Raw genomic sequence first — 25,764 nt, forward strand, 5'->3', positions numbered from 1 at the left:
TCACCAGCAGCATGTGATCATGAGTGCATGGCGTCTGGGCGAATCATCTTCCTCAACGGCACCTCCAGTTCGGGGAAGTCGAGCATCGCTCGGGAGCTTCTGGCGGTCCTGGACGACGGCGTCTTCTTCCACATGGCGGTCGACACCTTCAACGCGATGCGGAGCAAGCGGGACCTCGGGGCCGACGAGCTCGATGCCGCGTTGCGGCGGACCCGGATGGGCTTTCACCGCTCGATCGCGGCCATGGCCGAAGCGGGCAACGACATCGTGGTCGACCATGTGCTCAGTGAGCCGTGGCGGCTGCTCGACTGTCTGACGTTGTTGCCGGCCGAGGACGTACTGTTCGTCGGGGTGCACTGCCCGCTCGACGAGTTGACCCGTCGCGAGCTTGCCCGGGGTGACCGCCCGTCGGGCCTTGCCGCCCACCAGTACGAGCGTGTGCACAGCCACGGCGACTACGACCTGGAGTGCGACACGGGCACGGCGAGCCCGCGTGAGTGCGCGCAGCGGATCAGGGATTTCCTCCCGCACCGCCCCACCCCCACCGCCTTCACCCGGCTCCGCCTGAGACACGTCGGCTCGCCTCCCCGCTGACCGCAGGCACGAGTGACATCTCGAACCACACCTCCTTGCCGATGCCACAGTCCCTTCCCTCCGCGCCCCAGTCGTCCGCCAGAGCCACCACCAGCGCCAGGCCTCGGCCCGACACGTCGTCCGGGCAGGCCGTGGCGGGTGTCGGGAGTGTGGCGTCGGCGTCCGTCACCGTGACGCGGAGGCGGTCGTCCGTGAGCAGGCAGCGGGCCCGGATCTCGCGGCCGGCCGGGACCCGGGCGTGGCGGTACGCGTTCGTCATCAGCTCGCTCAGGAGAAGCTCCGCCGTGTCCGTCATGTCCTGCGGCAGCTCCCAGGAGGCCGCCTGATCACGGAACAGCGCGCGTGCCCGGCCCACGCTGCGCGCGTGACGCGGTAGCCGCCACTCGATGTCCTTCGGTGTCGTCGTAGGCAGTGGCGGCCACGGGGTCTGCATGCGCTGTTCATCCCTTGCGTCGATGTTCGGCGGTTGGCGGGATCACCGTCCCGGCTCGCGCGTAGCCTCGCGAGTGACGGAGCGGGTACAGCGAGTGCCTGTACACCGCGTGGTCCCGGCGGAGGTGCGCGTGTCGACCGAGGTGAACTCCCAGCCACCGATCGCGTGGCGGTACTGCGGCAGCCAGATCAAGATGTGGCGCACGGACGCGGGTGTCGGCCGCGATGCGTTGGCCAAAGAGGCCGGGTACGACTACGAGTACGTCAAGTCCATGGAGAACGGCCGACGTCGGCCCACGCTGCGGCTGTTGCAGATCGCGGACCAGGTGTGCGGGGCGGGCGGGAAGCTGGTTGCCGCGCAGGAGTATCTGAAGCCGGAGCCGTTCCCGGCGCGGTCGCAGGAGTTCATGGCCATCGAGGCCGAGGCGATCAGCTTCTCCTGCTATGAGCCGCTGCTCATTCCGGGGCTGTTGCAGACGAAGGAGTACGCGCAGGCGTTGATCGGGGGGAGCTGTCCGCCGCTTGACGACGAGACAGTGAACGAACGCGTCGCGGCCAGGCTGCGCAGGGCCGATGCGCTGAGGCGCAAGTTCGGCGTGATGTATGGCTTCCTTGTCTACGAAACTGCGCTACATACCGGTGTAGGCGGAGAGCCGGTCATGCGCCAGCAGTTGCAACACCTGCTGCAGGTCGGCCAGCTTCGCAACGTGTCGATCCAGATCTTGCCGTTCGGCCGCTGCGGGGGAGTAGCACTCAACGGCCCGATTGTCCTGCTGGAGACGGAAGAGCATGAGCTCTATGCCTTTGCTGAGGGGCAGGGGACGAGTGCTCTATACGTCAACCCTGGCAAGGTCAGTGAGCTATCACGCAAGCATGACATGATCCGCATGCACGCTCTCAGCGTCGAGGAGTCTGCCGAGTTCATCAGAGGGGTGGCTGAGGGACAGTGAGTGACCGCGTGGCGTGGTTCAAATCCAGCTACAGCGACAGTGAAGGCAGTAACTGCCTCGAAGTGGCCCTCGACTGGCGCAAGTCCAGCCACAGCGACGGCCAGGGCGGCAACTGCGTCGAATTCGCCCCCTGCCCCCACACCATCCACGTCCGGGACTCGAAGCTCGGGTCCCGGAGCCCTCGGCTCGCCGTCGAGGGGGCGGCTTGGGCCGCCTTCGTCGCGTACGCGCGCACCGGCGCTTGAGCTCCGAGGGGCGAGGCTCGGGAGTCGAGCGGCGTTTGTAAGGAATGGGTGGTCGGGTTCGACCCACCACCCACCCTCTCGGCGGCAACGGGCCGCTTGTCAAGGCGAGATGACTCCGGGCGCTCCGTCCCGCGCCATCGCCCTCGCTCGGGAGGCAGCCGTGGCTGCGGACCGAAGCGGCCGGCGCCCCTGCCGCTGTAGCAGGCTCGCCGGTCCGCGCTGACGCGGGTGCTGTGCTCGGATCTCCCGGCCGGGTGAGGTCTGGCGGCCTGACGCCTTCGCCTCGGTTGGACGATCACCGGCCGAAACCATGCCTAACGTGACGCAACTTCACCTGCTGTGAAGGGAACTGACAGAAAAGATCAACTTCCGGTGCATCTTCTTGTAACGTCCGAGAGCACGCTGGTGGGCTTCGTGACGAGGTTCCGCAGCGCAATGGGGAGGTACATCATGAAGGCACGAAACCTGGCCCGGGTGGCCGCTGCCGCGGTCGGTACGGCGGCTCTCGTGGTCGGCATGCAGGGGTCCGCCTGGGCTGCCACGGCGATCACCATCGACGGGGGGCACGGCTGGTGGTCGGCGGACCCGTCCGACGGGAACCCCGGGGACGCGATCAAGGCATGTGACAACACGGCGGACGGCTGGGGCATCCGGGTCATGCTCGACATCCACCGGGACGGAACCATGGACCGCGTGGCCACGACACAGGGGCACGACTCCCCTTACTGCACCGGCTGGGCGACCGGAAACATCAAGGAAGATACCGAGGTCCGGATCTGGGTGCAGAAGGTGAAGGGCAACCAACTGCACGCTCAGATGGCCACCATGAACTCCAAGACCTGACCTGAGAGGCAGCCGGTCCGGCCCGCTCAAACCACCCGCGTAGCCCCCGCGAACGGCATCACGTCGAGTGGGGCGACGCGGACCGGGGCCGAGGGGTTCGGGGCGTGGATCATGCGACCGTCGCCGATGTAGATGCCGACGTGGCTGATGCCCGAGTAGAAGAAGACCAGGTCCCCCGGACGCAGTTCGGACCGTGGGACGCGGCGGCCCGCGTCGATCTGGGCGTAGGTCGTGCGGGGCAGGGAGACGCCGGCCGCGCGGTAGGCGGCCTGGATGAGGCCCGAGCAGTCGAAGGCGTCGGGGCCGGTCGCGCCCCAGACGTAGGGGCTGCCGATCTTCTGGTGGGCGTAGGCGACGGCCGCCGCCGCACGGGAGTTGGGCGCCTTGGAAGAAGAGGCGGCCGGGGCGGCGCGGTCGGCCCCCGAGGAGCGTGCGGCGCGGTCGTTCGTGCTGTGGGCGAGGCCGGCGCGTTCCTCGGCGGTCAGCCGGGACAGGAGGCGGCGGGCCGTCTCCAGCTTGCCGGTGACGGTCTCGCGGTGGCTTTTCAGTTCGGCCCGGCGGGACGTCAGTGAGGTCACCTCGATACGGGCGGCTCCGCGCAGCTGCTCGATCTCCCGAAGTTCCTTGCGTACCCGGCCGACGGCGGCCGTCTGCCGGCTGCCCGCCCGCTCGACGAACGCGGCGCCTTCGAGATACGCGTCGGGGTCGGCGGAGAGTGCGAGTTGCAGCGCCGGGTCGAGGCCGCCGCTGCGGTACTGGGCCGCCGCGACCGAGCCCAGCGCCTCGCGGGCCGAGCTCAGCCGGACCTCTTTGCGGGCCGCCTCGTCCCGCAGTGTCTCCAGGCGCTCCTCGGCGGCGTCCGCCTTCTCCTTCGCGCCGTTGTACTTCTCGGTGGCGATCTCCGCCTCCCGGTAGAGCTTGTCCACCTTGGCCTTGACCTGCGTCGCGGTCGGCTTCGGGTCGGCGTGCCCCGTCCCGCCGCCCAGGCCCGTGACGGTGGCCGCCCCCGCGAGGGTGATGGTGACCGCCGTACGGGCTCTCCCGCCGCCCATCGCGCGCTGTCGCGGCCTGCGGTGCGTTCCCACCTGCGATCCACGTCCTTCCGTACGGCTCGATTCCGGTTGCCTGCGGGAGGACGCTAGGCGCGCCGGTAACGGCCGGGTGACGGGATGCGCGGAAGTGGCGGTACCGGATCGACCGGCGACCGTATGTGAGCAGGGGGCCGATTCGCGGCTGTCGTCTTCACGTTGAGTGATGATCGTTGTGCCGGAACGGGGGCAGTTGGTGGGTGTGAGGTGTTATGGGGTGGCCGGTGTCGGAGGGTGTTCGGGGCCCTGATTAGGCTCCGGCCTCATGGACGTACTCATCCACATCTTCGTCGGTCTGCACATCATCGGCATCGCGTCGCTCCTCGGAGGCTTCCTGACCCAGATGAAGGCGATGGGCCAGGGCACGGCCCGTTTCGTTCCGGCGATGCTGCACGGCGCGCTGACGATGCTGGTCACCGGCGTCATCCTGATCGGCCTCAACCAGGCCGACGACCAGTCCGTCGACAACGTGAAGATGGGCGTGAAGCTCGCCGTACTGATCGTGATCCTCGGTCTGGTCTATGTGAAGCGCGACGACGAGAAGGTGGAGAAGCCCCTGTTCGGGCTGGTGGGCCTGCTGACGGTGGTGAACATCTTCATCGCCGTGCTGTGGACCTGAGGGCGGCCGTGCCCATGTCCGGGGCAGGGGACCGCAGCCCCGCCCTGGCCTGGGCGACCGCCCCGGCCGCGACCACCAGCCACGCGGCCACCGCGATCCACAGCAGTGCCTGACCGGGGGCTTCCAGCCACGGTACGTCGATGACGGCGGCGACGGACAGCGTCGCCGCCGCCGTCATGCCGAGAGGGAAGACGGTCGACCAGCGGCGCACGTCGTAGCGGACCCGGGGCCACGCGATCTCGGCGGCGAGGAGCGCCGCGTACCAGGCGAGGTCGAGGGCGAGCAGGAAGACGGTCACGTCGTGCAGGACGGCGGTGTCGTCGTCGTTCCACAGGTACATGCCGGTCCCGGCCGCCGCGAGCAGCTTGGCACCGGCGAGCGCCGAGATGGCGAGCGCGCCGCCCGCGACCCAGTGGTCGCCGCTGCCCCGGGCCACCTGCCGCAGATCGAAGCGGAACAGCGCGATCAGGTAGAGCACGATGCCCAGCCAGAAGGGCACCAGGGACGCGTGCGCCAGCCAGGGCGTCGAAGTGGCCGCTGCCAGCGTGGCGCCGAGTACGGCGAGGCCCTCCGTGGCCACGCAGCCCAGGAACACGGCGCCCGGCATCCTGCGCCCCCAGTGCCGTACGACCAGCAGCAGCAGTACCGGCCACAGCAGTGCCGCCAGGGCCAGCAGGGCCGCCGCCAGGACCGGCCGGTCGAGCAGGGAGAAGCGGGTGCCGAGCACGGTGGTGGCGGCGACGGCGGTGAGCGCCCCCGGCGTCCCCGCCCGTGTCAGCCACTGCGCGCGCTCGACCAGCAGCAGGTAGACGAAGTTCGCCGCCAGCGTCAGCCAGGCGGCGCAGGCCAGGACCAGGGCGATCCGGGACAGGATCTCGTGGCCCGTCAGGTGCAGGGCGACCGACACGATGCCGGTCGCCATCACCGCGGCCCCGGCCGCCGGCGGGCGCTGCGCCCACCAGGCGCGCAGCGGGTAGGGGGAGGTGGGAGAGGTGCCGGATGACATGCGCCCGATGCTAGAGAGCGGCGGGGGTCAGGCCGGGCGCACCACGCTGTGGATCGACGACTCGCCGTCGTAGAAGACCGACTCCTCGCGGACGTACGCGCCCGGCTTCGGGGCGTGGATCATCATGCCGTCGCCGATGTAGAGGCCGACGTGGGTCACGTCGTCGTAGAAGAAGACCAGGTCACCGGGTTGCGCCTGGGAGAGCGGGACCGTCGTGCCGGTCTCGACCTGGTCGTAGGTCGTGCGCGGCAGGGTCACCCCGGCGGCCTTCCAGGCGGCCTGGGTGAGGCCCGAGCAGTCGTACGAGCCGGGGCCCGTGGCGCCCCAGACGTACGGCTTCCCGATCTGGGCGCGGGCGAAGGCGAGCGCCTTCTCGGCCTTGGTGCCGTACGAGGAGTCCGGGGCGGAGGAGTCCGGTGCGGTGGAACCCGATGATCCGGTGCCGCCGGAGGAACCCGTGGAACCGGAACCGGAACCGGAACCGCTCTCCTGCTGGGCGGCCTCCTGCTGGGCCGCCTGTTCCCGTTCCTGCCGTTCCCGCTCCTCGGCCTGCCGCTTCGCCAGCTCCGCGGCCTTGCGGGCGGCCTCCTTCTGCTTCTCCTTCTCGATCGCCGCGAGCCGGGCCTTCTCCTCGGCGGTCAGCGTCGACAGCAGTTCGCGCGCGGTGGCGAGCTTCTCCTGGACGGTGCTCTTGGCGGTCTTCAGGTCGTTCTGCGACTCGGTGAGCGTCTCGAGGCTCCGGGTGGCCTCCCGGCGCTTCTCCATGGTCTGGGACTGCTGTGTGACGTAGTCGTCGACCGCGTTCTTCTGGCGGCCGGTGAGCCGGCTCATCAGCTGGTTCTGGTCGAAGTAGTCCTGCGGCGAGTCCGCGAGCAGGAAGGTCGCGGTCTCCGGGACGGCGGCGCCCGTGCGGTACTGGGCGGAGGCGAAGGTCCCCAGCTCCTCGCGCGCCTCGTTGAGCTTCTGGGTGCGCTGGGCGACGTCGTCGAGGAGGGTGTCGGCGTGCTTGCGCTGCTTGGCGGTCTTCTCCTTGGCCGCGTTGTACTTCTCGGTCGCCGAACCGGCCTGGCGGTAGAGGTCGTCGACCTTCTTCTCGACCTCTTCGAGGCTCGGCCTGTCGTCGTCCGTCGGCGCGGCGGTGGCCGTCTGGGACAGCAGGGCGACGGAGGTGAGGGCGGCAGTGGCGAGGACGGGGGGCCGTATGCCTGCGACGCGCGTACCCGTGGGACGCGACTTGCGGTGCGACGCCAAGGAGGCGACTCCTTCCACGTTCCGCCTACCGGGTTGGCGGTGGGGGTCCCCCCAGGCCTTCCGGGCTCTGGGGGAGGGTTCGGGCGGTGTTGCTCGGAAGGGTTGCCCTACGGCGGTCCGCCCCGTCGAGGGCGGTGGGCCGATTCACCCCAGGACTGTCGGTGGGTCCCCGGCTCCGGGCGCCGTGCGGGCACACCGGACTCGGCGGAGGCCGCGCGGCCCGGCGAGGTTCGCCGGAGGGAGGCGTGCGGCCTGCCCGCACCGTAGCCAACTCGTGTGGCGGCTGTGAAGGTTGGCGGGTGATATGCCCGATACATTTTCGTGACCTTCGGTGCGGGTCTTCGGTGGGCCTCGCGGGCGTCACTCTCCGTGTCGCTCCCGGTGGCAGGGTGTGCCCGGAACGGGGCGCCGGTCATGGGATTAGTGATTGAAGCAGTCGTCGAGCCGGGCATTTTCCGGGGTGGCGGCGGGTTGTCGGTGGGGCGCCCTAGACTCGGAGAGCGATGAGCAGCCTCTTTGACGAAAGCTTCCTGGCGAGCCTCCAGACCCCCCGCGGTCGCGAGGAGGAACCCCCGCCGCCACCCGAGGACGATCACGGACCGGAGCCGGTCCCGCACGATCTGTTCGGCGGGAAGTTCGACGCGCCGCCGGACCGGGACACCCACTACCGCGACGGCGCCCCGCGCCCCGCGCTGGACGCCGCCGCGCTCCTGGAGGGGCTGAACGAGAACCAGCGCGCCGCAGTGGTGCACTCCGGCTCCCCGCTGCTCATCGTGGCCGGCGCCGGCTCCGGCAAGACCCGCGTGCTCACCCACCGCATCGCCCACCTGCTGGCCGAGCGGAGTGTCCACCCGGGCCAGATCCTCGCGATCACCTTCACCAACAAGGCCGCGGGCGAGATGAAGGAGCGCGTCGAGCAGCTCGTCGGCCCGCGCGCGAACGCGATGTGGGTGATGACCTTCCACAGCGCGTGCGTCCGCATCCTGCGCCGGGAGTCGAAGAGGCTCGGCTTCACGTCGTCGTTCTCGATCTACGACGCCGCGGACTCCAAGCGCCTGATGGCACTCGTCTGCCGCGACCTGGACCTGGATCCCAAGCGCTTCCCGCCCAAGTCCTTCAGCGCGAAGATCAGCAACCTCAAGAACGAGCTGATCGACGAGGAGGACTTCGCCGCGCGGGCCGCCGACGGCTTCGAGAAGACCGTCGCCCAGGCCTACGCCATGTACCAGTCGCGGCTGCGCGAGGCCAACGCCCTCGACTTCGACGACCTGATCATGACGACGGTCAATCTGCTCCGTGCCTTCCCGGACGTCGCCGAGCACTACCACCGCCGCTTCCGGCACGTCCTGGTCGACGAGTACCAGGACACCAACCACGCCCAGTACTCCCTCGTGCGCGAGCTCGTCGGCACCTCCGAGCACCCCGTCGACGTGCCGCCCGAGGCCGAGGTCCCGCCCGCCGAGCTGTGCGTGGTGGGCGACGCCGACCAGTCGATCTACGCCTTCCGCGGCGCCACCATCCGCAACATCCTCCAGTTCGAGGAGGACTACCCGGACGCGACGACGATCCTCCTGGAGCAGAACTACCGCTCCACCCAGACGATCCTCACCGCCGCCAACGCGGTCATCGAGCGCAACGAGTCCCGCCGCCCCAAGAACCTGTGGACCAACCAGGGCGCAGGCTCGCAGATCACCGGGTACGTCGCCGACACCGAGCACGACGAGGCCCAGTTCGTCGCCGACGAGATAGACCGCCTCACGGACGCGGGCGAGGCGAAGGCCGGAGACGTCGCCGTCTTCTACCGGACCAACGCGCAGTCCCGTGTCTTCGAAGAGGTCTTCATCCGCGTCGGCCTGCCCTACAAGGTCGTCGGCGGCGTCCGCTTCTACGAGCGCAAGGAGGTCCGGGACGTCCTGGCCTACCTGCGGGTGCTGGCCAACCCCGAGGACTCGGTGCCGCTGCGCCGCATCCTCAACGTCCCCAAGCGCGGCATCGGCGACCGCGCCGAGGCCATGATCGACGCGCTCTCCCAGCGCGAGAAGATCAGCTTCCCGCAGGCTCTCAAGCGCGTCGACGAGGCGTACGGCATGGCCGCGCGCTCGGCGAACGCCGTCAAGCGGTTCAACACGCTCATGGAGGACCTCCGTACGATCGTCGAGTCCGGTGCCGGACCGGCCACCGTGCTGGAGGCGATCCTCGAACGCACGGGCTACCTCGCCGAGTTGCAGGCCTCCACCGACCCGCAGGACGAGACCCGCATCGAGAACCTTCAGGAACTCGCGGCCGTCGCCCTGGAGTTCGAGCAGGAGCGGGCCGAGAGCGAGGAGGCCGGGACCCTGGCCGACTTCCTGGAGAAAGTCGCCCTGGTCGCCGACTCCGACCAGATCCCGGACGAGGAGGACGGCGACGGCGTCGTCACCCTGATGACCCTGCACACCGCCAAGGGCCTCGAGTTCCCGGTCGTCTTCCTCACCGGCATGGAGGACGGCGTCTTCCCGCACATGCGCGCCCTCGGCCAGGCCAAGGAGCTGGAGGAGGAGCGGCGGCTGGCGTACGTCGGCATCACGCGCGCGCGTGAACGGCTGTACCTGACCCGGTCGACGCTGCGCAGCGCCTGGGGGCAGCCGTCGTACAACCCGCCCTCCCGCTTCCTCGAGGAGATTCCGGCACCCCATCTGGAGTGGAAGCGGACCGGGGCGAACGGGCCCGCGTCCTCCGCGCCGGTCTCGGGCGTGGCGGCCTCGCTGTCGTCGTCCCGTTCCCGTTCCTCGGCCTCGGGCGCGTCCGGCTTCGCCACGCGCCGGTCCGCCTCCGCCGAGCAGGCGACGGTCTCGGTGGCGGTCGGCGACCGCGTCACGCACGACCAGTTCGGGCTCGGCACGGTGGTCGCGGTCAAGGGCACGGGGTCGAACGCCGAGGCGACGATCGACTTCGGGGACACGAAGCCGAAGCGGCTGCTGCTGCGGTACGCGCCGGTGGAGAAGCTCTGAGCCACGGGTGGTGCGGGTGGTGCCGGTAGTGCGGGTGGTGCCCGTGGTGCCGGTAGTGCGGGTGGTGCCCGTGGTGCCGGTGGTGCGAGGGGTGCCGGTGGTGCGAGGGGTGCGGGTGCTTTGAGCGCTCGCACGCCGGCCGGGCTTCGCGCCCGGGCCCGGCCCGCTGAGACGTCAGGGCATCACGACGGGTTGAGGCCGTGGCTGCGCAGCCACGAGAGCGGGTCGATCGCCGAACCGCCCGAGGGCCGGACCTCGAAGTGCAGGTGCGGACCGGTCGAGTTGCCCGAGTTGCCGGAGAACGCGATCGCGTCCCCGGCCTTCACCGTCGTACCGGAGGGGACCTGGTAGGTGGAGAGGTGGCAGTACCACGTCTCCGTGCCGTCCTTCGCGGTCACGATCATCATGTTTCCGTACGCGCTGTTGTACTGCGTGCGGACCGTTCCGTCGGTCGCGGCCATCACCGTCGTGCCGTACGAGACGGGGAAGTCGATCCCGCTGTGCGCGGACATCCAGTTGATACCGGCCTGGCCGTAGTACGCGCTGAGGCCGTGCTGTGCGACCGGGAGCACGAACTTGGGGCGCAGCCTCTCCTTGCGGGCCGCCTCCTGCGCCGCGCGCTTCTTCTCGGCCGCCTGCTGGGCCTTGAGGTCGATGCGCTCCTGGGTCCGGCTGGCGCGGTCGGCGAAGTCGTCGGCCCCGGCGGCGAGGCTCGTGAGCTGGGTGTCCAGCTTGTTGTTGGCGGTGGAAGGCTTCACCGGCGTCGGTTCCGCGTCGCCCGCCGCTTCCGGGCCCGCGGCGTCGGCCGCGGCCGCCCTGGTCTCCTTGCCGTCGTCACCGGTCAGGTTGCCCACGGAGGCCGCGGCGATACCGGCGACGCTCATCACGCAGGCCGACGGCACGGCGATGGTCAGCAGCGCCGAGCGCTTGGCGGGCTGACGGCGGCGGGAACGCGACCCGCCACGCGAGGGGGTGCGTGCGGAGGGGATCCGGACGGCGGGGTCGACCTCTTCCTGGTCCTCCAGGAGAGCGGTCACGGTGGGGAGTTCGCCGGTGGCGGCCAAGTCGTCGTCGCGCGGGGCGGCTTCCTCGGCGTGGGGGGGTGTGTCCGGCGTGAGGTCCTGCGGCGTCCGCGCCTCCTCCGGCGTCTTCGCCGGGGTGCCGTCCGAGTTCCACTGCGTGGCGTCGTAGGCGCCGGTGTCGACGGTGCCGGCGTCGAACGCGCCGGTCGCGAAGGTACCGGTTTCGAAGGTGCCCGTCGCGAAGGTGTTGGTCGCGAGCGTGCCGGTTTCGAAGGTCTGCGTGCCCCAGTCCCACTGCTGGGTACCGTCGGCCGGCTCGCCGGACCGGTCCGGCTGGGCCCATGCGCCGGTGTCCCACTGCCCGGTGGCCTCGGCGCTCGTGGCCTGCGGCGGCACGGAGGCGGACTGCGGGTAGTCGGCCGTCCACGTGGTCGTGTCGTAGGCGCCGGTGTCGTAGGCGGCGTGGTGCTGGGCCGCGTACGCGTCGTAGTTCGGGGTCTGCCCGCTGCCGGTGGACCACTGGGTGGTGTCGTACGTACCCGTGGCGTCGTAGGCACCCGTGGTGTCGTACGAGCCCGTGGCGTCGTAGGTCCCGGTCCCGGTGTCCTGGCCCTCCGGCAGGCAGCCGAAGAGGGGGTCCGCGTCGAAGGTCGGCGTGGTGGCGTCGCCGGTGGAGAAACCGGTGGTGTCGTATGCGCCGTACGTGGTGAGGTCGCCGTACTGGGCCTCCCCTGTGCCGTACGACGCGTACTGCGCCGGATCGGCATCGGAAGCCGAGGCCGGGGGGGGCGTGGTCCCCGGCGGGTGACGGTCGTTCACCAACTTCTCTTTCGCCTCGACAACAGGGGCTGCCAGAGCAGTGCGGCGACTGTACCCGGCGGTATACGGGCACGACAATCTTCGTCAGGTTTCACGCGTGAAGGAAACGGGCAATCGGCCGTGTTTTGGGGGACGGCGGGCACGAGTTTGGCTTTGTGTTCGATGTTTGTTCGATGGCGAATGGGTTGCGTCCGCCGAGTTTCGGAACCGGACTCGGGGTTTTCGGCGTCTTAGCGGAACTCAGGCGACCGTCAGACCGCCGGCGCGCTTGCCGGCTTCCGAGCCCGCTTCAGTCCCCTCCGCGGTGTCGAGCGCCTGGCGAATCCCGGTGGCCACGGCGGGATGCACCGGCAGGGCGAGGTGGCCGATGCCGCTCACCCGCACGTTCTGCACGGCCAGGTCGGGATGGTCGAGGCAGGCGGTCTCCAGCGGGTCCATCACCCGGTCCAGGTCGCTCCAGAAGCTGACGAACCGCGTACGGCAGCCGGGCGACGGCCGGGTCAGCTCCTCGAGCACCGCCGAACCGGGGCGCATCTGGCGCACGATCGGGTGCGCGTTCGCCAGGGGGATCACGCGGGTGCCGGTGTGCGGGGTGCCGAGCGTCACGAGTGTCCGGACGCGGAGGTCCCCGGCGAGGCGCTGCACGTAGTACCGCGCGATCAGCCCGCCGAGGCTGTGCCCGACGATGTCGACCCGGTCGCTGCCCGTCCGCTCGCAGATCTCCTCCACGTGGCGGCCGAGCAGCTCGGCCGCGGTGCGGATGTCGCAGGTCAGCGGGGAGTAGTTCAGTGACTCGATCTGGTGCCTGCCGTGCTGGGCCAGGCTGCGGCGCAGGAGCAGGAAGACCGAGCGGTTGTCGATGAAGCCGTGCAGCAGGACGACCGGGGGGCTGGTGCGGGCCGGGAGCCTGGGGGTGGGTGGGGAGGGCTGCGGCTCCTGGGAGCCGGTCAGCGGGAGGGCGCAGACCGGGCGGCGCTCCTGGATGATCCCCGAGGGGTACAGGAGCACGTGACCGGCGAGGATCGCGGCCTCCAGGGCGCTTGCCTTCAGGAGGGTCAGGGAGAGCCCGGTCAGCCGGCCCGGCAGACCCGCCAGCTCCGTCAGTCCTGGCAGCCCCGGCAGTCCTGGCAGCCCCGGCAGCCCCGGCAGGCCGGGCAGTAGGCGCTGGAAGAGCGGGAGAAGGGGCAGTGCTGCCTTGGCGACCTTCATGGGCCGACCTCCTGTCGCGGCACGCGCAGGGACGCCTCTGTCCCCCGTGTGCCCTCGTGGAGAGCCGTGACACCAGTGATTGGTGGTGATTGTGAGGTTTGGCCGTTCAGGCGTGCCGGTGAGTGGCGACGGTGCCCTGGGGGCCCTGTGGTGTCGTGAAACGGCGACGAGGCCCGCTGCGGTCCTGCCCTGCCTTCGCTGCGGCTCTCCGTGCGCGTGTAGCCGCCGCGCCCTGGAACGGTGCGTGGCGAACGTGTCCCACTGTGTGATTTCCCCCTCTGTATCCACCGCGAAACTGCCGCTTGCGGGATGCTGGCGATAACGTTCGTTCACCTCACCGGACGGTGCGGTGCGGGGCGCTTGCGTCGCGAGGGTGTGCGCTTCGCATCCTTCGTGCACGATGTGCGTCTTGTGCTTGTGTGCGCTGCGCCCCTGTGGGTGGCGTCGGCGAATTGTGCGGTACTTGTCGGTACGGATGGATGTAGTCGCTTCATGGAGGCAGTGATGGGTGTGGCAGCCGGTCCGATCCGCGTGGTGGTGGCCAAGCCGGGGCTCGACGGCCACGATCGCGGGGCCAAGGTGATCGCGCGAGCGCTGCGCGACGCCGGTATGGAGGTCATCTACACCGGGCTCCACCAGACACCCGAGCAGATCGTGGACACCGCGATCCAGGAGGACGCCGACGCGATCGGCCTGTCCATCCTCTCCGGTGCGCACAACACGCTCTTCGCCGCCGTGATCGAACTGCTCCGGGAGCGGGACGCGGCGGACATCCTGGTCTTCGGCGGCGGGATCATCCCCGAGGCGGACATCGCTCCGCTGAAGGAGAAGGGCGTCGCGGAGATCTTCACGCCCGGCGCGACGACGGCTTCGATCGTGGACTGGGTACGGGCGAACGTGCGCGAGCCCGCAGGGGCCTGAGGGCTCCTTCTCCCGCCCGCAGGAAGCCGGCGGGGCGCCCAGCCCTGGGGCGGGTTGGCGGGTCGCTCACGGACGGTCGCAGGCAGGCGGTCGCGGGCGGTGGTGGGCGGTCGCGGACGGTGGTGAGCCGTCGTGGGCGGTCGTGAGCGCGGGCGGCGCTCACGGGGCGCCGGGCCGCGCATTCGGGGCCCGGGGCCGCGCGTACGGAGGCGCCGGGCCGCGCATTCGGGGGCGCCGGGCCGCGCGGCCCGCATCCTGGCGTCAGTGCCGTGCACCTTCCATCCCTGTCACCAGACCCAGTTCCCCGGCCATCGCCGCGCGCAACCGCAGGGTCGTGACGAGCCGCTGGAACGCCTCCGCCCAGTACCCCCCGGCTCCCGGCGACGCGTCCTCCGGTTCGTCCGGTATCGCCAGCAGGCCGTCGAGCCGGCCCGCCTCCGACGGGTCGAGGCAGCGTTCGGCCAGCCCCATGACGCCGCTGAAACTCCACGGGTAGCTTCCCGCGTCACGGGCGATGTTGAGCGCGTCGACCACCGCCCGTCCGAGCGAGGGGGCCCACGGCACCCCGCACATGCCGAGCAACTGGAACGCCTCCGACAGACCGTGCGTCGCGATGAACCCGGCGACCCACTCGGCCCGTTCGCCGGAGCCCAGGGTGCCGAGCAGTTTGGCCCGTTCGGCCAGGGACACCGCGCCCGGCCCCCCGGCCTCGGGCGCCGTGGGTGTCCCCAGCAGCGCCCTCGCCCATGCGCCGTTCCGCTGCCGTACCGCGGCCCGGCACCACGCCGCGTGCAGATCGCCCTGCCAGTCGTCCGCCACCGGCAGAGCGACGATCTCCTCGGGGGTACGTCCGCCGAACCGAGCCGACCAGGCTCCGAGCGGGGCCGCCTCCACCAACTGGCCGAACCACCACGACCGCTCCCCCCGGCCCGAGGGCGGCTTGGCGACGACGCCGTCCCGTTCCATGCCCGCGTCGCACTCGTGGGGCGCCTCGACCGCGATCGCCGGCGGGTCCGGGGTGCGGTCGAGGGACACGTACGTCACGGCCCGCGCCGCCATCCGCGCGGCGAGCGCCGAACCGGGCAGTGCGGACAGCAGCTCCGCCGCCGTCGCCCGTACGTTGCGGCTGCGGTCGGCCAGCGCCTGCTCCAGGAACGGTTCGTCCGCCGGCTCCAGTCCCGTCCGCAGCGAGTCGAGGAACATCAGCCGGTCCTCGGCCCGCTCCGTCGCCCAGGTGGAGGCGAGCAACTCACGCGCGTCCGCGGAGTCGCGGGCACGCAGGGACGCCAGCAGCGCGACCCGCTCGGCGAACAGGCCCTCCTCCCAGAGCCGGCGTACCCGCTCCGTGGCATCGGGTCCCGGCAGTACGGTGCCTCCGCCCGGCGTCGCGCGCAGGGCGAACCGCCAGTCCGGATTCAGCCGGGCCAGCCACAGGGCCCGGGGCCCAGCGAAGGCCAGCGCCGCCGGACGCAGGTCCGTACGCCCTCGTGCCGCGTCCAGCAGGGCCGGCAGCGCCTGGGGCGGTGCCGCGTAACCACGGGCGTTCGCCGTCGCCAGCCACTGGGGCAGCAGCTCCATCAAGTCGGGCGCGGTACCCCTGCGGCCGCCTCCCCCCGTGCCCGGACGGTCGGTGAGCAGCATCGTGAGGCGTCGGGCCGCCGCGTCCGGCAGCGGCGGACGGGGATCCTCCGGAGCCGGCTCCGGACGCCGGGCCGCGCGGGCGGGGCGCAGTCCGGCACGCCGGCGAACCGTCTCCGCCGCCGCCGCGTCCAGCAGCGCCGCCGGAGCGCCCGGGCCGGGCTCGCAGCCCGGGGGAGTGCGGCGGTCCGTGCCGAGCAGTGCCGCGGTGACTAGTTCCTCCCAGACGCCCGGCACGGGCGCGTCCGCAGGAGCGGGTGTCGTGGTCATGAGGCCCCCCTCAGGTGCCAATCCGTTCGCGTGCCGCCGGACTTCGTGCCGCCGGGTTCCGTGTCATCGGGTGCCGTGCGGCCGGGTGCCGTGTCGGCAGTTCCCGTGTCGCCGGTTCCCGTTTCATCGGGTTTCGTTCCGTCAGTTCTCGTTCCGGCCGGTTTCACCTGGTCGCTTGGCCAGGCTCTAGTTGGTCCGGTTCCCTTCCACCCGTTTCGCTTCGTCCGGCGGCCTTTCACGGGACGGTCAGTACAGCGGAACCGCCGGGCCAGGCCCGGTCGGCCAGGCCGTCAGTGGGGTGAAGCCCCGGTGGCCGCACTCGCCGAAGACCTTGACGGGTGCGCCGCCCGACAGGGCGACCAGGCGCCACAGCCCCGGGCGGTTGCCGGCCGTGGGGGCGAGCGGCAGCGCCGCGTCCCCGTCGGCGTCCGCCAACTGCCAGGAGCCGCCGTCCGGGACCGGGACGACCCGCTCCAGGGTCACCGGCACCGAGTCCAGCCACGGGTCGTCACGGAGGGCCTTGCCGTAACCGATGGCCGCCTGGGACGGCGTCACCCCTCGCGGGCGTATCTCCGCCGGCACGGGCGGCGCGAACTGCCGGCCCAGAGCCGCTCGCCGCTGACCGGAGCCCGGATACGCCGACACCTCCGCCTCCAGGGCCAGCCCCACCGGCAGTGCCGGCTCCGGGGCCCGGCCCGCCGCGCCGTAGGAGAGGAGCAGCGCGGTGCGGTCCGTCTCCTCGCCGTACAGCCAGATGCGACGCGTCGTCAGCCGCGCGTCCGAGACGTCGTACTGGGCGAGGACGAGCCAGCGGTCCCGCACCGGAGAGCCGTCCGCGGAGGCCGGCAGGCCGACGCGTGAACGGACCGTCGCCGCCAGGCCCTCCGGCAGCCGCTCGCGGCGCAGCCAGCCCTGATCGAGGAGGTGAAGGAGGGCGCACTCCTCCAGCAGCCTGACCGGCCAGCCGGGACCGGACGACGGTATGGCCCCCAACTCCCGCACCCGTGAGGCGAGCCCGGACGCCTGGGCGTCGACCATGCGGGCCGCCGTCTCCTCCCACAGCCCGTACCCCGCCTGCTCCGCACCGGCCAGGCCGCCCCGCAACAGGTCCGTCAACCGCTGCTCCAACTCCGTCGCGCCCGCGGTGATCCGCTCGGCCCGCTGTTCCGCCCGGCGCCGCGCCGCCTCGGGGTCACCGGGCCCGGCGGCGGGACCGGACGCGCCCGTCGCGGTCTTCGCCGCCGTGCGCTCGCGTCGTCCGACGATCCACTGTTCCGCCCAGTCCGGGGGCTCGGCCACCGGTACCGCGACCTCGCCGCCGGCCCACAGCAACAACAGCCCGAGCGCGTGCTTGCACGGAAACTTACGACTCGGGCAACCGCACTTGTACGCGGGCCCGGACACGTCCGCGACGTCGACGACGGTCTGGTAGGCCTTACTGCCGCTGCCCTTGCACAGCCCCCACACCGCCCCCTCGTCGGAACTCCCCACCTCGGACCACGGCCCGGCCGCGCCGAGCTTGCCTCCCGCTCTGCGCGACGCGACGTCAGGCGCCAGTGCCAGCACCTGGTCCGCGGTCCAGCGCACCCCCTGCTGTGTCATGCCTCCGAAGGTAGGTCCCGCCACTGACAATCGGCCGTGTCAGCTTATTTGTGCAGGTCAGAGCGATTGTCAGTGGCGTGGTGCACCGTGGATGACAGATCGAACCGGCCGAGCTGGAGGGGGAATCAGCCATGCCTGTGTCCGTAGAACCGACTTCCGCCGAACCGATGCCCGTCGAACCGATGCCCGCCGAACCGGCGTCCGATGAGCCGGCGCCCGCAGAACCGGCGCCCGCGAAACGGGTGTCCGTCGACCCGGGCCGGAGCGGGGTCACGGCCGGGGCGGAGGTCCTGCGCCCGCACGCCGAGAACGCTTTCGCGGCCGAGCTCGCCGCGCTCGCCGCGCAGGACGACCGCCCGCGCCCGACCCGCTGGAAACTGTCGCCGTGGGCCGTCGCCACCTACCTGCTGGGCGGCACCCTGCCCGACGGCACGGTGATCACCCCGAAATACGTGGGACCCCGCCGGATCGTCGAGGTCGCCGTCACCACCCTCGCCACCGACCGCGCCCTGCTCCTGCTCGGCGTGCCCGGCACCGCGAAGACGTGGGTGTCCGAACACCTCGCCGCGGCCGTCAGCGGCGACTCGACCCTGCTGGTGCAGGGCACGGCCGGCACCCCCGAGGAGGCGATCCGCTACGGCTGGAACTACGCGCGACTCCTCGCCCACGGCCCCAGCCGGGACGCCCTCGTACCCAGCCCGGTGATGCGGGCCATGGCGGAGGGCATGACCGCCCGTGTGGAGGAACTGACCCGTATTCCGGCCGATGTGCAGGACACGCTCATCACGATCCTGTCGGAGAAGACCCTGCCGATACCGGAGCTGGGGCAGGAGGTGCAGGCCGTCCGCGGCTTCAACCTGATCGCCACCGCCAACGACCGGGACCGCGGGGTCAACGACCTGTCCAGCGCTCTGCGCCGCCGTTTCAACACCGTCGTGCTGCCGCTGCCGGAGAGCGCCGAGGCCGAGGTCGAGATCGTCTCGCGCCGCGTCGACCAGATCGGCCGCTCCCTCGACCTGCCGTCGGCGCCCGACGGCGCCCACGAGATCCGCCGGGTCGTCACCGTCTTCCGCGAGCTGCGCGACGGGCTGACGAGCGACGGGCGCACGAAGGTGAAGTCGCCCAGTGGCACGCTGTCGACGGCCGAGGCCATCTCCGTCGTCACCAACGGTCTCGCACTGGCCGCCCACTTCGGCGACGGGGTGCTGCGGCCGGGCGACGTGGCCGCGGGCATTCTCGGCGCCGTCGTCCGCGACCCGGCCGCCGACCGCGTCGTCTGGCAGGAGTACCTGGAGACGGTCGTCCGCGAGCGCGACGGCTGGAAGGACTTCTACCGGGCCTGCCGGGAGGTGAGCGTGTGAACGGCATGGGGACGCGGACGCGACGCGGGACGCGTGTTCCGGTGTTCGGCTCGACCGGGGACGACGAGGACTCGACCTGGACCCGTGGGCGAGGGGGACGGTGTGACTGGCGCTGACGGGACCGGGAGCGGGGGAAGTGGCGCCGGTGCTTCCCGGGGTGGGCCGTGGCTGCTGGGCGTACGCCACCACGGTCCGGGATCGGCACGGGCGGTGCGGGCCGCGCTGGAGGCCGCCCGGCCGGGGGTCGTACTCGTCGAAGGCCCGCCGGAGGCCGACGCCCTGATCCCGTTGGCCGCCGACGAGGACATGCGGCCGCCGGTCGCGCTCCTCGCCCACGCCGTGGACGAACCCGGCCGCTCGGCGTTCTGGCCGTTGGCCGAGTTCTCCCCGGAGTGGGTGGCCGTCCGCTGGGCCCTGGAACACGACGTGCCGGCCCGCTTCATCGACCTGCCCGCCGCGCACACACTCGCGTGGCAGGCAGCGAAGGACGCGGGGGAGGAGACGGAGGCGGAGCCGGGGGAGCCCGGCCCGGGCGAGGGGGACGAATCCGGTGCCGCCTTCCCCGACGTCCGGGCCGATCCGCTGGCCGCCCTCGCCGAGGCCGCCGGCCACGACGATCCCGAGCGCTGGTGGGAGGACGTCGTCGAGCACCGGGGCACGGGAGACGGGGACGCGCTCGCGCCGTTCACGGCGCTTGAGGAGGCCATGGGGGCGCTGCGGGAGACGGAGGAGGCGGGCGGACGCGACCGGGACCTGGTGCGGGAGGCGTACATGCGGCTCCAGGTACGGGCGGCGGCGCGCGAGTTCGCCGAGGGCGTCGCCGTGGTCTGCGGGGCCTGGCACGTGCCGGCGCTCCGCCGCAGGGTCACCGTCGCCGCCGACCGGGCGCTGCTGAAAGGGCTGCCCAGGACAAAGGTGGACATGACCTGGGTCCCCTGGACCCACCGCAGGCTGTCCCGGGCCAGTGGATACGGGGCGGGCATCGAGTCGCCGGGTTGGTACGGGCACCTGTTCGGCGCGGCGGACCGGCCGGTGGAACGCTGGCTGACCAAGGTGGCCGGCCTGCTGCGGGAGGAGGACCGGATCGTCTCCTCGGCGCACGTCATCGAGGCGGTACGGCTGGCCGAGACCCTCGCGGTGATGCGCGGGCGTCCGCTGCCCGGACTGAGCGAGACGACGGACGCCGTACGTGCGGTGATGTGCGAGGGCTCGGACGTGCCGCTGGCGCTGGTGCACGACCGGCTGGTGGTGGGGGACGAGCTGGGCGAGGTGCCTCCGGGGGCGCCGGCGGTGCCGTTGCAGCGGGACCTCTCACGGGCCCAGCGGCGGCTGCGGCTCAAGCCGGAGGCACGGGAGCGGGAGCTGGAGCTCGACCTGCGCAAGGAGACCGACGCGGGACGCAGCAGACTGCTGCACCGGCTGCGGCTGCTCGGCGTCGGCTGGGGCGAGCCGGCCGCCTCGCGGGGCAGTACGGGCACGTTCCGGGAGACGTGGCGGCTGCGGTGGGAACCGGAGCTGTCGGTGCGGGTCGCCGAGGCCGGGGTGTGGGGCACGACCGTGCTCGCCGCCGCGACCGCCAGGGCCGAGGCCGACGCCGTCACGGCGCGGGGCCTCGCCGGTGTCACCGCGCTGGCCGAACGCTGTCTGCTGGCCGAACTGCCGGACGCGCTCGCCCCGGTGATGCGGATACTCGCCGACCGGGCCGCGCTCGACACGGACGTCGGTCACCTCGCCCAGGCTCTGCCGGCCCTCGTCCGTTCCCTGCGCTACGGGGATGTGCGCGGCACCGACACCGGCGCCCTCGCCGAGGTCGCCGCGGGCCTCGCCGAGCGGGTCTTCGTCGGTCTGCCCGCGGCCTGCGCCGCACTGGACGCGGACGCGGCCGACGAGATGCGCCGGCACGTGGACGCCGTGCACGGGGCGGTGGGCATGCTCGGTGACGCCGTCGCGCCTGGCCACGGCGACCTGCGGTCCCGCTGGCGGGCCGTGCTGCGGTCCCTTTCCGCGCGGGACACCGTGCCCGGCGTCGTCCGGGGGCGTGCCGTACGGCTCCTGCTGGACGACGGTGAGCTGGTGCCGGACGAGGCGGCGCGGCTCATGGGCCTGGTGCTGTCACCGGGGACGCCGCCGGCGGACGCGGCGGCGTGGGTCGAGGGCTTCGTCGGCGGGGGCTCGGGCGGCGGCATGCTCCTCCTCCACGACGAGCGGCTGCTCGGCCTGATCGACTCCTGGCTGACCGGAGTACCGGCGGAGGCGTTCACGGACGTGCTGCCGCTGCTGCGGCGCACCTTCTCGGCCTATGAGCCGGGAGTGCGGCGCAGCCTCGGTGAGCTGGTCCGGCGCGGACCGGAGTGGCGGGGGAGTGTGACGACGGCCGGCGCCGGCATACCCGGCTTCGCGGCCGGGCTCGACACCGCACGCGCCGACGCCGTGCTGCCCGTGATCCGGATGTTGCTGGGATTGGACGCGCCCGGCTCGGCGGATGCGACGGACCTGGTGGTCGTGGCGGACGCGACCGAGGAGGCGAACGCGGCGGGCCGGGCGGGCACGACCGACACCGGCACCGGAGACGCCCGGCCCGGCGCGGGCGGCCGGTGGCCGGGTGCTGACGACAACGACCTCGTGGGGGTGGACGCATGACGACCGAGCCGGTGGACGCCGACACGGCACAGGAACGGCTTCGGCGGTGGCGGCTCGTGCTCGGCGGCGACCCGGCCGACGGCACCCGCCACGTGCTCGCCGGACAGGACGCCGCGATGGACGGGGCGCTGACCGCGCTCTACGGGAAGGGGGACACCCCACGGGCGGGGCGCGACCGTTCGGCGGGGCTCGGGGCCTCGGCGCCTGCCGTGGCGCGGTGGCTGGGGGACATCCGGACCTACTTCCCCTCCTCCGTCGTGCAGATCATGCAGCGGGACGCGATCGACCGGCTCGGCCTCGCCACGCTTCTGCTGGAGCCTGAGATGCTCGAGGCCGTGGAGGCCGACGTGCACCTCGTCGGCACCCTGCTCTCCCTGAACAGGGCGATGCCGGAGACGACGAAGGAGACGGCGCGGGCCGTCGTGCGCAAGGTCGTCGAGGATCTGGAGAAACGGCTGGCCACCCGCACCCGGGCCACCCTCACCGGCGCCCTGGACCGCAGCGCCCGGATCAGCCGGCCCCGCCACCACGACATCGACTGGAACCGGACGATCGCGGCCAACCTCAAGCACTACCTGCCCGAGTACCGGACGATCGTGCCGGAGCGGCTCGTCGGATACGGACGGGCGTCCCGGTCGGTGAAGAAGGAGGTCGTCCTCTGCGTCGACCAGTCCGGGTCGATGGCGGCGTCGGTCGTGTACGCGTCCGTGTTCGGGGCGGTGCTGGCGTCCATGCGGTCGATCGACACCCGGCTCGTCGTCTTCGACACGGCGGTCGTCGACCTCACCGACCAGCTCGACGATCCGGTCGACGTGCTCTTCGGTACGCAACTCGGCGGCGGCACGGACATCAACCGCGCGCTCGCGTACTGCCAGTCACAGATCACCCGGCCCACGGAGACGGTGGTCGTGCTGATCAGCGACCTGTACGAGGGAGGCATACGGGACGAGATGCTCAAGAGGGTCGCGGCGATGAAGGCGGCGGGGGTGCAGTTCGTGACGCTGCTGGCGTTGTCCGACGAGGGGGCGCCCGCGTACGACCGGGAGCACGCGGCTGCGCTCGCCGCGCTGGACGCGCCGGCCTTCGCCTGCACGCCCGATCTCTTCCCGGAGGTGATGGCGGCGGCGATCGAGAAGCGGCCCCTGCCGGTCCCGGACGCCGGGTGACGATCTGCCGATCGGAGGCGGGCGGCCCCGACCGGACCGATTTCTGCCGACAAAACGGACATGGCTATCCCTCGGTGAGCCCGGGCTTGCGCGGTCTCCGGACTCCCGTGCGAGGATCGCGCGGCGTGTCGACGCGTTGATCGATGCGCACCCCCGTTCCGCCGCACGCGAGGAATCTCCCTCCCTTGACCTGGTCAGCGATCCTGCCCGGTGCCGCTCTGCGCATGACGCGCAGGGCGGCCGGGCGGCGTGCGCTGCACGTGGCGCTGCTGGTGGGCGGGTTGTTCGTGCTCGGGGTGCTCTGCGCAGAGCGGGCACAGGCGGCCGAAGGAACGCCGCCGTCGCTGAGAGACGCGGTCGGCCAGGTCGTCGACGTTCCGGTGGAGCGCCCGCGAGAAGGACGGGGATCAGCCGTCACGGCCGAGAACGTCGTCGGCTCCGTGGGGGACCGGTTCGTGGAACCGGTCGGTCACGCGGCGGAGACGGTTACGGAGGGGCTCGGGCTCGGGGCGGCCGCGCAGACCCAGGTGCCGTTGCCCTCACTGCCCTCGTTGCCCTCACTGCCGCCGTTGCCCTCAGTGCCCTTGTCGTCGTCGGCGCTTCCGGACCCGTCGTCCGGCCCGTCCGACCTGCCCGGCCCGCCTGACCTGTCTGATCTGTCCGGTCTTCCCGGGTGGTCGATGCCGGTCGGCACGGAGCCGCGGCCCGGGCCCCCGGCCACAGTGCCCGACACCGCCGACTCGGCTGACAAGCCCGACCCGGCTGCCACCTCAGACCCGGCTGACACGTCCGAGGCCGCCGACGCCGGGACCTCAGGCCGAGGCGGGGGCGCGGCGCACGCCGCCCACGGGCCGGAGCAAGTCGCCGGCGGTGCGTCCGCCGCGGCGCGCCTCGACACCCACCGTGCCGAACCCGCGCCCGCGCCCACCGCGCCCGCGCCCACCGAGCACGCCCCCACCCGCCGTGCACCCACCGGCGATCCCGACGGCACGCTGGGCAGCGCGTCCGGTGCCGACCAGGGGGCGTCGCGGCAGGGGGACGCGCACGCGCTCACCCCGCACCACCGGATCCCGTTCCGACTCGTGCCCGGCGCCCTGGCGCGCGCCGACGCGGCCGAGACCCAGGACCGGTACCGGGACATTCCCGTCTCTCCCGCCTAGAGCAGGGCCGGGCCCTTCTCCGACGTAGACCGGCACCGACCGGCACCGACCGGTCCACGGCCGTCCCGTCGGCCGAGCGACGCCGTGACCGGCGTCGACGGCATCGCCGGGTCGGTCACGCCGGACTACGCCCGTACAGCCTCTGACAAGTACCGAGCGGTTCCGAGAGGTCCTGACAGCCTCTGACCGCTCCGCCCGCCGCGACCGTCGCCATACCCGCGACCACCGCGGCGGGCGCGGACCCCGCGGGGCGGCAGGCCCCGGACGGCCGAAATCCGTCGGCCTCCGTCCGCCCGAAACCCCGCGGTCGGGGCCGGTCGGTCCCCATTGGGGTGGGGACCGACCGGCCCGCGCCCCGGAGACCGCACCCGTGCGGTCTCCGGGAGCCGACGGGCCTCACCGGGCCAACCCCAGCCCGGTGAGGCCCCTCCCACGGTCCGCCGAGCCCTTCCCGCCGAGCCCTCTCACCCGGTCCTCGGAGTCCCTCATCCGGGCCCTGCCCACCCCTCACACCCGGCACCCCGTGCCAGTGAGCGCGGCATCATGTGACAGGCATCACCGCTCAGGTGTGACCCACAATTTAGAGACCCCCCGCAAGCGGCGATAACCTGCGAGACGGACATGCCGCGCGCTCGGACACCGTGTGCGCCCCCCTTGTGACTCACAGCGGACGTCACGTTGCCCTTCGCGGCACGCCCACGCATCCAACGAACCGCGAGATCACTGATAGGGACGGAAGCGCGTGGACCTGTTCGAGTACCAGGCGAGGGACCTCTTCGCCAAGCACGATGTACCGGTGCTGGCCGGTGAAGTCATCGACACGCCTGAGGCGGCGCGCGAGATCACCGAGCGTCTGGGCGGCAAGTCCGTCGTCAAGGCGCAGGTGAAGGTCGGTGGTCGCGGCAAGGCCGGTGGCGTGAAGCTGGCCGCCTCCGCGAACGAGGCCGTCGCACGGGCGACGGACATTCTCGGCATGGACATCAAGGGCCACACGGTCCACAAGGTGATGCTGGCCGAGACCGCCCCGGAGATCGTCGAGGAGTACTACGTCTCCTTCCTCCTCGACCGTGCCAACCGCACCTTCCTCTCCATCGCCTCCGTCGAGGGCGGCATGGAGATCGAGGAGGTGGCGGCCACCCGTCCGGAGGCCGTCGCCAAGACCCCGATCGACGCGATCGACGGTGTGACGCCGGAGAAGGCGCGCGAGATCGTCGAGGCCGCGAAGTTCCCGGCCGAGGTCGCCGACAAGGTCGCCGACATCCTCGTCAAGCTGTGGGACACCTTCATCAAGGAGGACGCCCTCCTGGTCGAGGTCAACCCGCTGGCCAAGGTCGTCTCCGGCGACGTCATCGCCCTCGACGGCAAGGTGTCGCTCGACGACAACGCCGAGTTCCGTCACCCCGACTTCGAGGCCCTGCACGACAAGGCCGCGGCCAACCCGCTCGAGGCCGCCGCCAAGGAGAAGAACCTCAACTACGTCAAGCTCGACGGCGAGGTCGGCATCATCGGCAACGGCGCGGGTCTCGTCATGAGCACCCTGGACGTCGTCGCGTACGCCGGTGAGAAGCACGGTGACGTCAAGCCCGCCAACTTCCTGGACATCGGTGGCGGTGCCTCCGCCCAGGTCATGGCGAACGGCCTGGAGATCATCCTCGGCGACCCGGACGTCCGCTCCGTGTTCGTCAACGTCTTCGGCGGCATCACCGCCTGTGACGAGGTCGCCAACGGCATCGTCCAGGCGCTGAAGCTCCTGGAGGACCGCGGCGAGAAGGTCGAGAAGCCGCTCGTCGTCCGTCTCGACGGCAACAACGCCGAGCTGGGCCGCAAGATCCTCACCGACGCCAACCACCCGCTGGTCCAGCGCGTCGACACCATGGACGGCGCGGCCGACAAGGCCGCCGAGCTGGCCCACGCCGCCAAGTAAGCACTCAGGACGAG

20 protein-coding genes are annotated in these 25,764 nt (G+C 71.9%); 12 read left to right on the forward strand and 8 right to left on the reverse strand.

From position 1 onward, the window contains the following. The first annotated feature begins 27 nt into the window (after nt 1–27). Complete coding sequence (locus ACH4NX_RS15150; RefSeq protein ID WP_351399646.1) at nt 28–594, forward strand: AAA family ATPase; 567 nt, start codon at nt 28–30, stop codon at nt 592–594. Here ACH4NX_RS15150 and ACH4NX_RS15155 read toward each other — a convergent pair. Next, nucleotides 551–1,027, reverse strand: coding sequence for an ATP-binding protein (locus ACH4NX_RS15155; RefSeq protein WP_398127116.1), 477 nt, complete (start codon nt 1,025–1,027; stop codon nt 551–553). The two genes, ACH4NX_RS15150 and ACH4NX_RS15155, sit on opposite strands and share 44 nt — an antisense overlap. A gap of 130 nt (nt 1,028–1,157) precedes the next feature. Here ACH4NX_RS15155 and ACH4NX_RS15160 point away from each other — a divergent pair, with 130 nt between their 5' ends. The 3 genes from ACH4NX_RS15160 (at nt 1,158) to ACH4NX_RS15170 (ending at nt 3,064) form a co-directional block, all read left to right on the forward strand. Beyond that, complete coding sequence (locus tag ACH4NX_RS15160) at nt 1,158–1,976, forward strand: helix-turn-helix domain-containing protein (protein WP_398127117.1); 819 nt, start codon at nt 1,158–1,160, stop codon at nt 1,974–1,976. Further along, nucleotides 1,973–2,221 (forward strand): DUF397 domain-containing protein, encoded by a 249-nt coding sequence (locus ACH4NX_RS15165; RefSeq protein ID WP_398127118.1) that lies wholly within the window; start codon nt 1,973–1,975, stop codon nt 2,219–2,221. Before ACH4NX_RS15160 ends, ACH4NX_RS15165 begins: the two co-directional genes overlap by 4 nt. 450 nt (nt 2,222–2,671) lie before the next feature. Beyond that, nucleotides 2,672–3,064 (forward strand): hypothetical protein, encoded by a 393-nt coding sequence (locus tag ACH4NX_RS15170; protein WP_351399653.1) that lies wholly within the window; start codon nt 2,672–2,674, stop codon nt 3,062–3,064. Between the two features lie 26 nt (nt 3,065–3,090). Here the strand turns inward: ACH4NX_RS15170 and ACH4NX_RS15175 are convergent, their stop codons facing one another. Continuing rightward, the gene (locus ACH4NX_RS15175) at nt 3,091–4,149 is read right to left on the reverse strand and encodes an NlpC/P60 family protein (RefSeq protein ID WP_398127119.1); all 1,059 of its coding nucleotides are present in this window, start codon (nt 4,147–4,149) and stop codon (nt 3,091–3,093) included. 268 nt (nt 4,150–4,417) lie between these two features. Between ACH4NX_RS15175 and ACH4NX_RS15180 the strand changes: the two genes are divergently transcribed. Beyond that, on the forward strand, nt 4,418–4,771 hold the full coding sequence (locus ACH4NX_RS15180; protein WP_345588511.1) for a hypothetical protein: 354 nt from the start codon (nt 4,418–4,420) through the stop codon (nt 4,769–4,771). Here the strand turns inward: ACH4NX_RS15180 and ACH4NX_RS15185 are convergent. Both ACH4NX_RS15185 and ACH4NX_RS15190 read right to left on the reverse strand, forming a co-directional pair. Continuing rightward, complete coding sequence (locus ACH4NX_RS15185; protein WP_351399657.1) at nt 4,749–5,777, reverse strand: tellurite resistance/C4-dicarboxylate transporter family protein; 1,029 nt, start codon at nt 5,775–5,777, stop codon at nt 4,749–4,751. The genes ACH4NX_RS15180 and ACH4NX_RS15185 overlap by 23 nt on opposite strands. 27 nt (nt 5,778–5,804) lie before the next feature. After that, nucleotides 5,805–7,028: an NlpC/P60 family protein gene (locus tag ACH4NX_RS15190; protein WP_351399659.1), complete on the reverse strand. Its 1,224-nt coding sequence runs from the start codon at nt 7,026–7,028 to the stop codon at nt 5,805–5,807. Nucleotides 7,029–7,531: 503 nt separating this feature from the next. Between ACH4NX_RS15190 and pcrA the strand changes: the two genes are divergently transcribed. After that, a complete protein-coding gene (gene pcrA / locus ACH4NX_RS15195) occupies nt 7,532–10,018 on the forward strand; it encodes a DNA helicase PcrA (RefSeq protein ID WP_351399661.1) in 2,487 nt (828 codons plus the stop codon). Nucleotides 10,019–10,200: 182 nt separating this feature from the next. Here pcrA and ACH4NX_RS15200 read toward each other — a convergent pair whose 3' ends face one another. Next, nucleotides 10,201–11,859 (reverse strand): M23 family metallopeptidase, encoded by a 1,659-nt coding sequence (locus ACH4NX_RS15200; RefSeq protein ID WP_398127120.1) that lies wholly within the window; start codon nt 11,857–11,859, stop codon nt 10,201–10,203. A gap of 240 nt (nt 11,860–12,099) precedes the next feature. Continuing rightward, nucleotides 12,100–13,068 (reverse strand): esterase/lipase family protein, encoded by a 969-nt coding sequence (locus ACH4NX_RS15205; protein ID WP_398127121.1) that lies wholly within the window; start codon nt 13,066–13,068, stop codon nt 12,100–12,102. A 504-nt stretch (nt 13,069–13,572) separates the two neighbouring features. Here ACH4NX_RS15205 and ACH4NX_RS15210 point away from each other — a divergent pair. Further along, nucleotides 13,573–13,989 carry a cobalamin B12-binding domain-containing protein gene (locus ACH4NX_RS15210; protein ID WP_003974171.1) on the forward strand — a complete coding sequence of 139 codons (417 nt, stop codon included), beginning with the start codon at nt 13,573–13,575 and terminating at the stop codon, nt 13,987–13,989. Between the two features lie 261 nt (nt 13,990–14,250). Here ACH4NX_RS15210 and ACH4NX_RS15215 read toward each other — a convergent pair whose 3' ends face one another. Then, a complete protein-coding gene (locus ACH4NX_RS15215; protein WP_351399667.1) occupies nt 14,251–15,897 on the reverse strand; it encodes a DUF5691 domain-containing protein in 1,647 nt (548 codons plus the stop codon). Between the two features lie 246 nt (nt 15,898–16,143). After that, on the reverse strand, nt 16,144–17,499 hold the full coding sequence (locus tag ACH4NX_RS15220) for an SWIM zinc finger family protein (protein WP_351399668.1): 1,356 nt from the start codon (nt 17,497–17,499) through the stop codon (nt 16,144–16,146). Between the two features lie 131 nt (nt 17,500–17,630). On the opposite strand from ACH4NX_RS15220, the gene ACH4NX_RS15225 reads away from it, so the two are divergent. The 5 genes from ACH4NX_RS15225 to sucC all read left to right on the forward strand — a co-directional run bounded on the left by ACH4NX_RS15225 (nt 17,631) and on the right by sucC (nt 25,750). Next, a complete protein-coding gene (locus ACH4NX_RS15225) occupies nt 17,631–18,860 on the forward strand; it encodes an AAA family ATPase (RefSeq protein WP_398127122.1) in 1,230 nt (409 codons plus the stop codon). 102 nt (nt 18,861–18,962) lie between these two features. Beyond that, on the forward strand, nt 18,963–21,500 hold the full coding sequence (locus ACH4NX_RS15230; protein ID WP_398127123.1) for a DUF5682 family protein: 2,538 nt from the start codon (nt 18,963–18,965) through the stop codon (nt 21,498–21,500). Then, nucleotides 21,497–22,666, forward strand: coding sequence for a VWA domain-containing protein (locus ACH4NX_RS15235; RefSeq protein ID WP_398127124.1), 1,170 nt, complete (start codon nt 21,497–21,499; stop codon nt 22,664–22,666). The genes ACH4NX_RS15230 and ACH4NX_RS15235 overlap by 4 nt, the downstream gene beginning before the upstream one ends. A 185-nt stretch (nt 22,667–22,851) precedes the next feature. Further along, nucleotides 22,852–23,826, forward strand: coding sequence for a hypothetical protein (locus ACH4NX_RS15240; protein ID WP_398127125.1), 975 nt, complete (start codon nt 22,852–22,854; stop codon nt 23,824–23,826). Between the two features lie 742 nt (nt 23,827–24,568). Further along, entirely contained in the window at nt 24,569–25,750 is a 1,182-nt protein-coding gene (gene sucC / locus ACH4NX_RS15245) for an ADP-forming succinate--CoA ligase subunit beta (RefSeq protein ID WP_398127126.1), read from the forward strand. Nucleotides 25,751–25,764: the final 14 nt, after the last annotated feature.

It is taken from the genome of Streptomyces sp. NPDC017225, from assembly GCF_044331465.1.
Lineage (GTDB): Bacteria > Actinomycetota > Actinomycetes > Streptomycetales > Streptomycetaceae > Streptomyces.

Excerpts from the sequence above, each read along its gene's own strand:
- ACH4NX_RS15235 (WP_398127124.1), top strand. The coding sequence starts at position 21,497 with ATGACGACCGAGCCGGTGGACGCCGACACGGCACAGGAACGGCTTCGG.
- ACH4NX_RS15180 (WP_345588511.1), top strand. The coding sequence starts at position 4,418 with ATGGACGTACTCATCCACATCTTCGTCGGTCTGCACATCATCGGCATC.
- ACH4NX_RS15185 (WP_351399657.1), bottom strand. The coding sequence starts at position 5,777 with ATGTCATCCGGCACCTCTCCCACCTCCCCCTACCCGCTGCGCGCCTGG.
- ACH4NX_RS15205 (WP_398127121.1), bottom strand. The coding sequence starts at position 13,068 with ATGAAGGTCGCCAAGGCAGCACTGCCCCTTCTCCCGCTCTTCCAGCGC.
- pcrA (WP_351399661.1), top strand. The coding sequence starts at position 7,532 with ATGAGCAGCCTCTTTGACGAAAGCTTCCTGGCGAGCCTCCAGACCCCC.
- ACH4NX_RS15170 (WP_351399653.1), top strand. The coding sequence starts at position 2,672 with ATGAAGGCACGAAACCTGGCCCGGGTGGCCGCTGCCGCGGTCGGTACG.
- ACH4NX_RS15155 (WP_398127116.1), bottom strand. The coding sequence starts at position 1,027 with ATGCAGACCCCGTGGCCGCCACTGCCTACGACGACACCGAAGGACATC.
- ACH4NX_RS15150 (WP_351399646.1), top strand. The coding sequence starts at position 28 with ATGGCGTCTGGGCGAATCATCTTCCTCAACGGCACCTCCAGTTCGGGG.
- ACH4NX_RS15220 (WP_351399668.1), bottom strand. The coding sequence starts at position 17,499 with ATGACACAGCAGGGGGTGCGCTGGACCGCGGACCAGGTGCTGGCACTG.
- ACH4NX_RS15225 (WP_398127122.1), top strand. The coding sequence starts at position 17,631 with ATGCCTGTGTCCGTAGAACCGACTTCCGCCGAACCGATGCCCGTCGAA.
- ACH4NX_RS15210 (WP_003974171.1), top strand. The coding sequence starts at position 13,573 with ATGGGTGTGGCAGCCGGTCCGATCCGCGTGGTGGTGGCCAAGCCGGGG.
- ACH4NX_RS15215 (WP_351399667.1), bottom strand. The coding sequence starts at position 15,897 with ATGACCACGACACCCGCTCCTGCGGACGCGCCCGTGCCGGGCGTCTGG.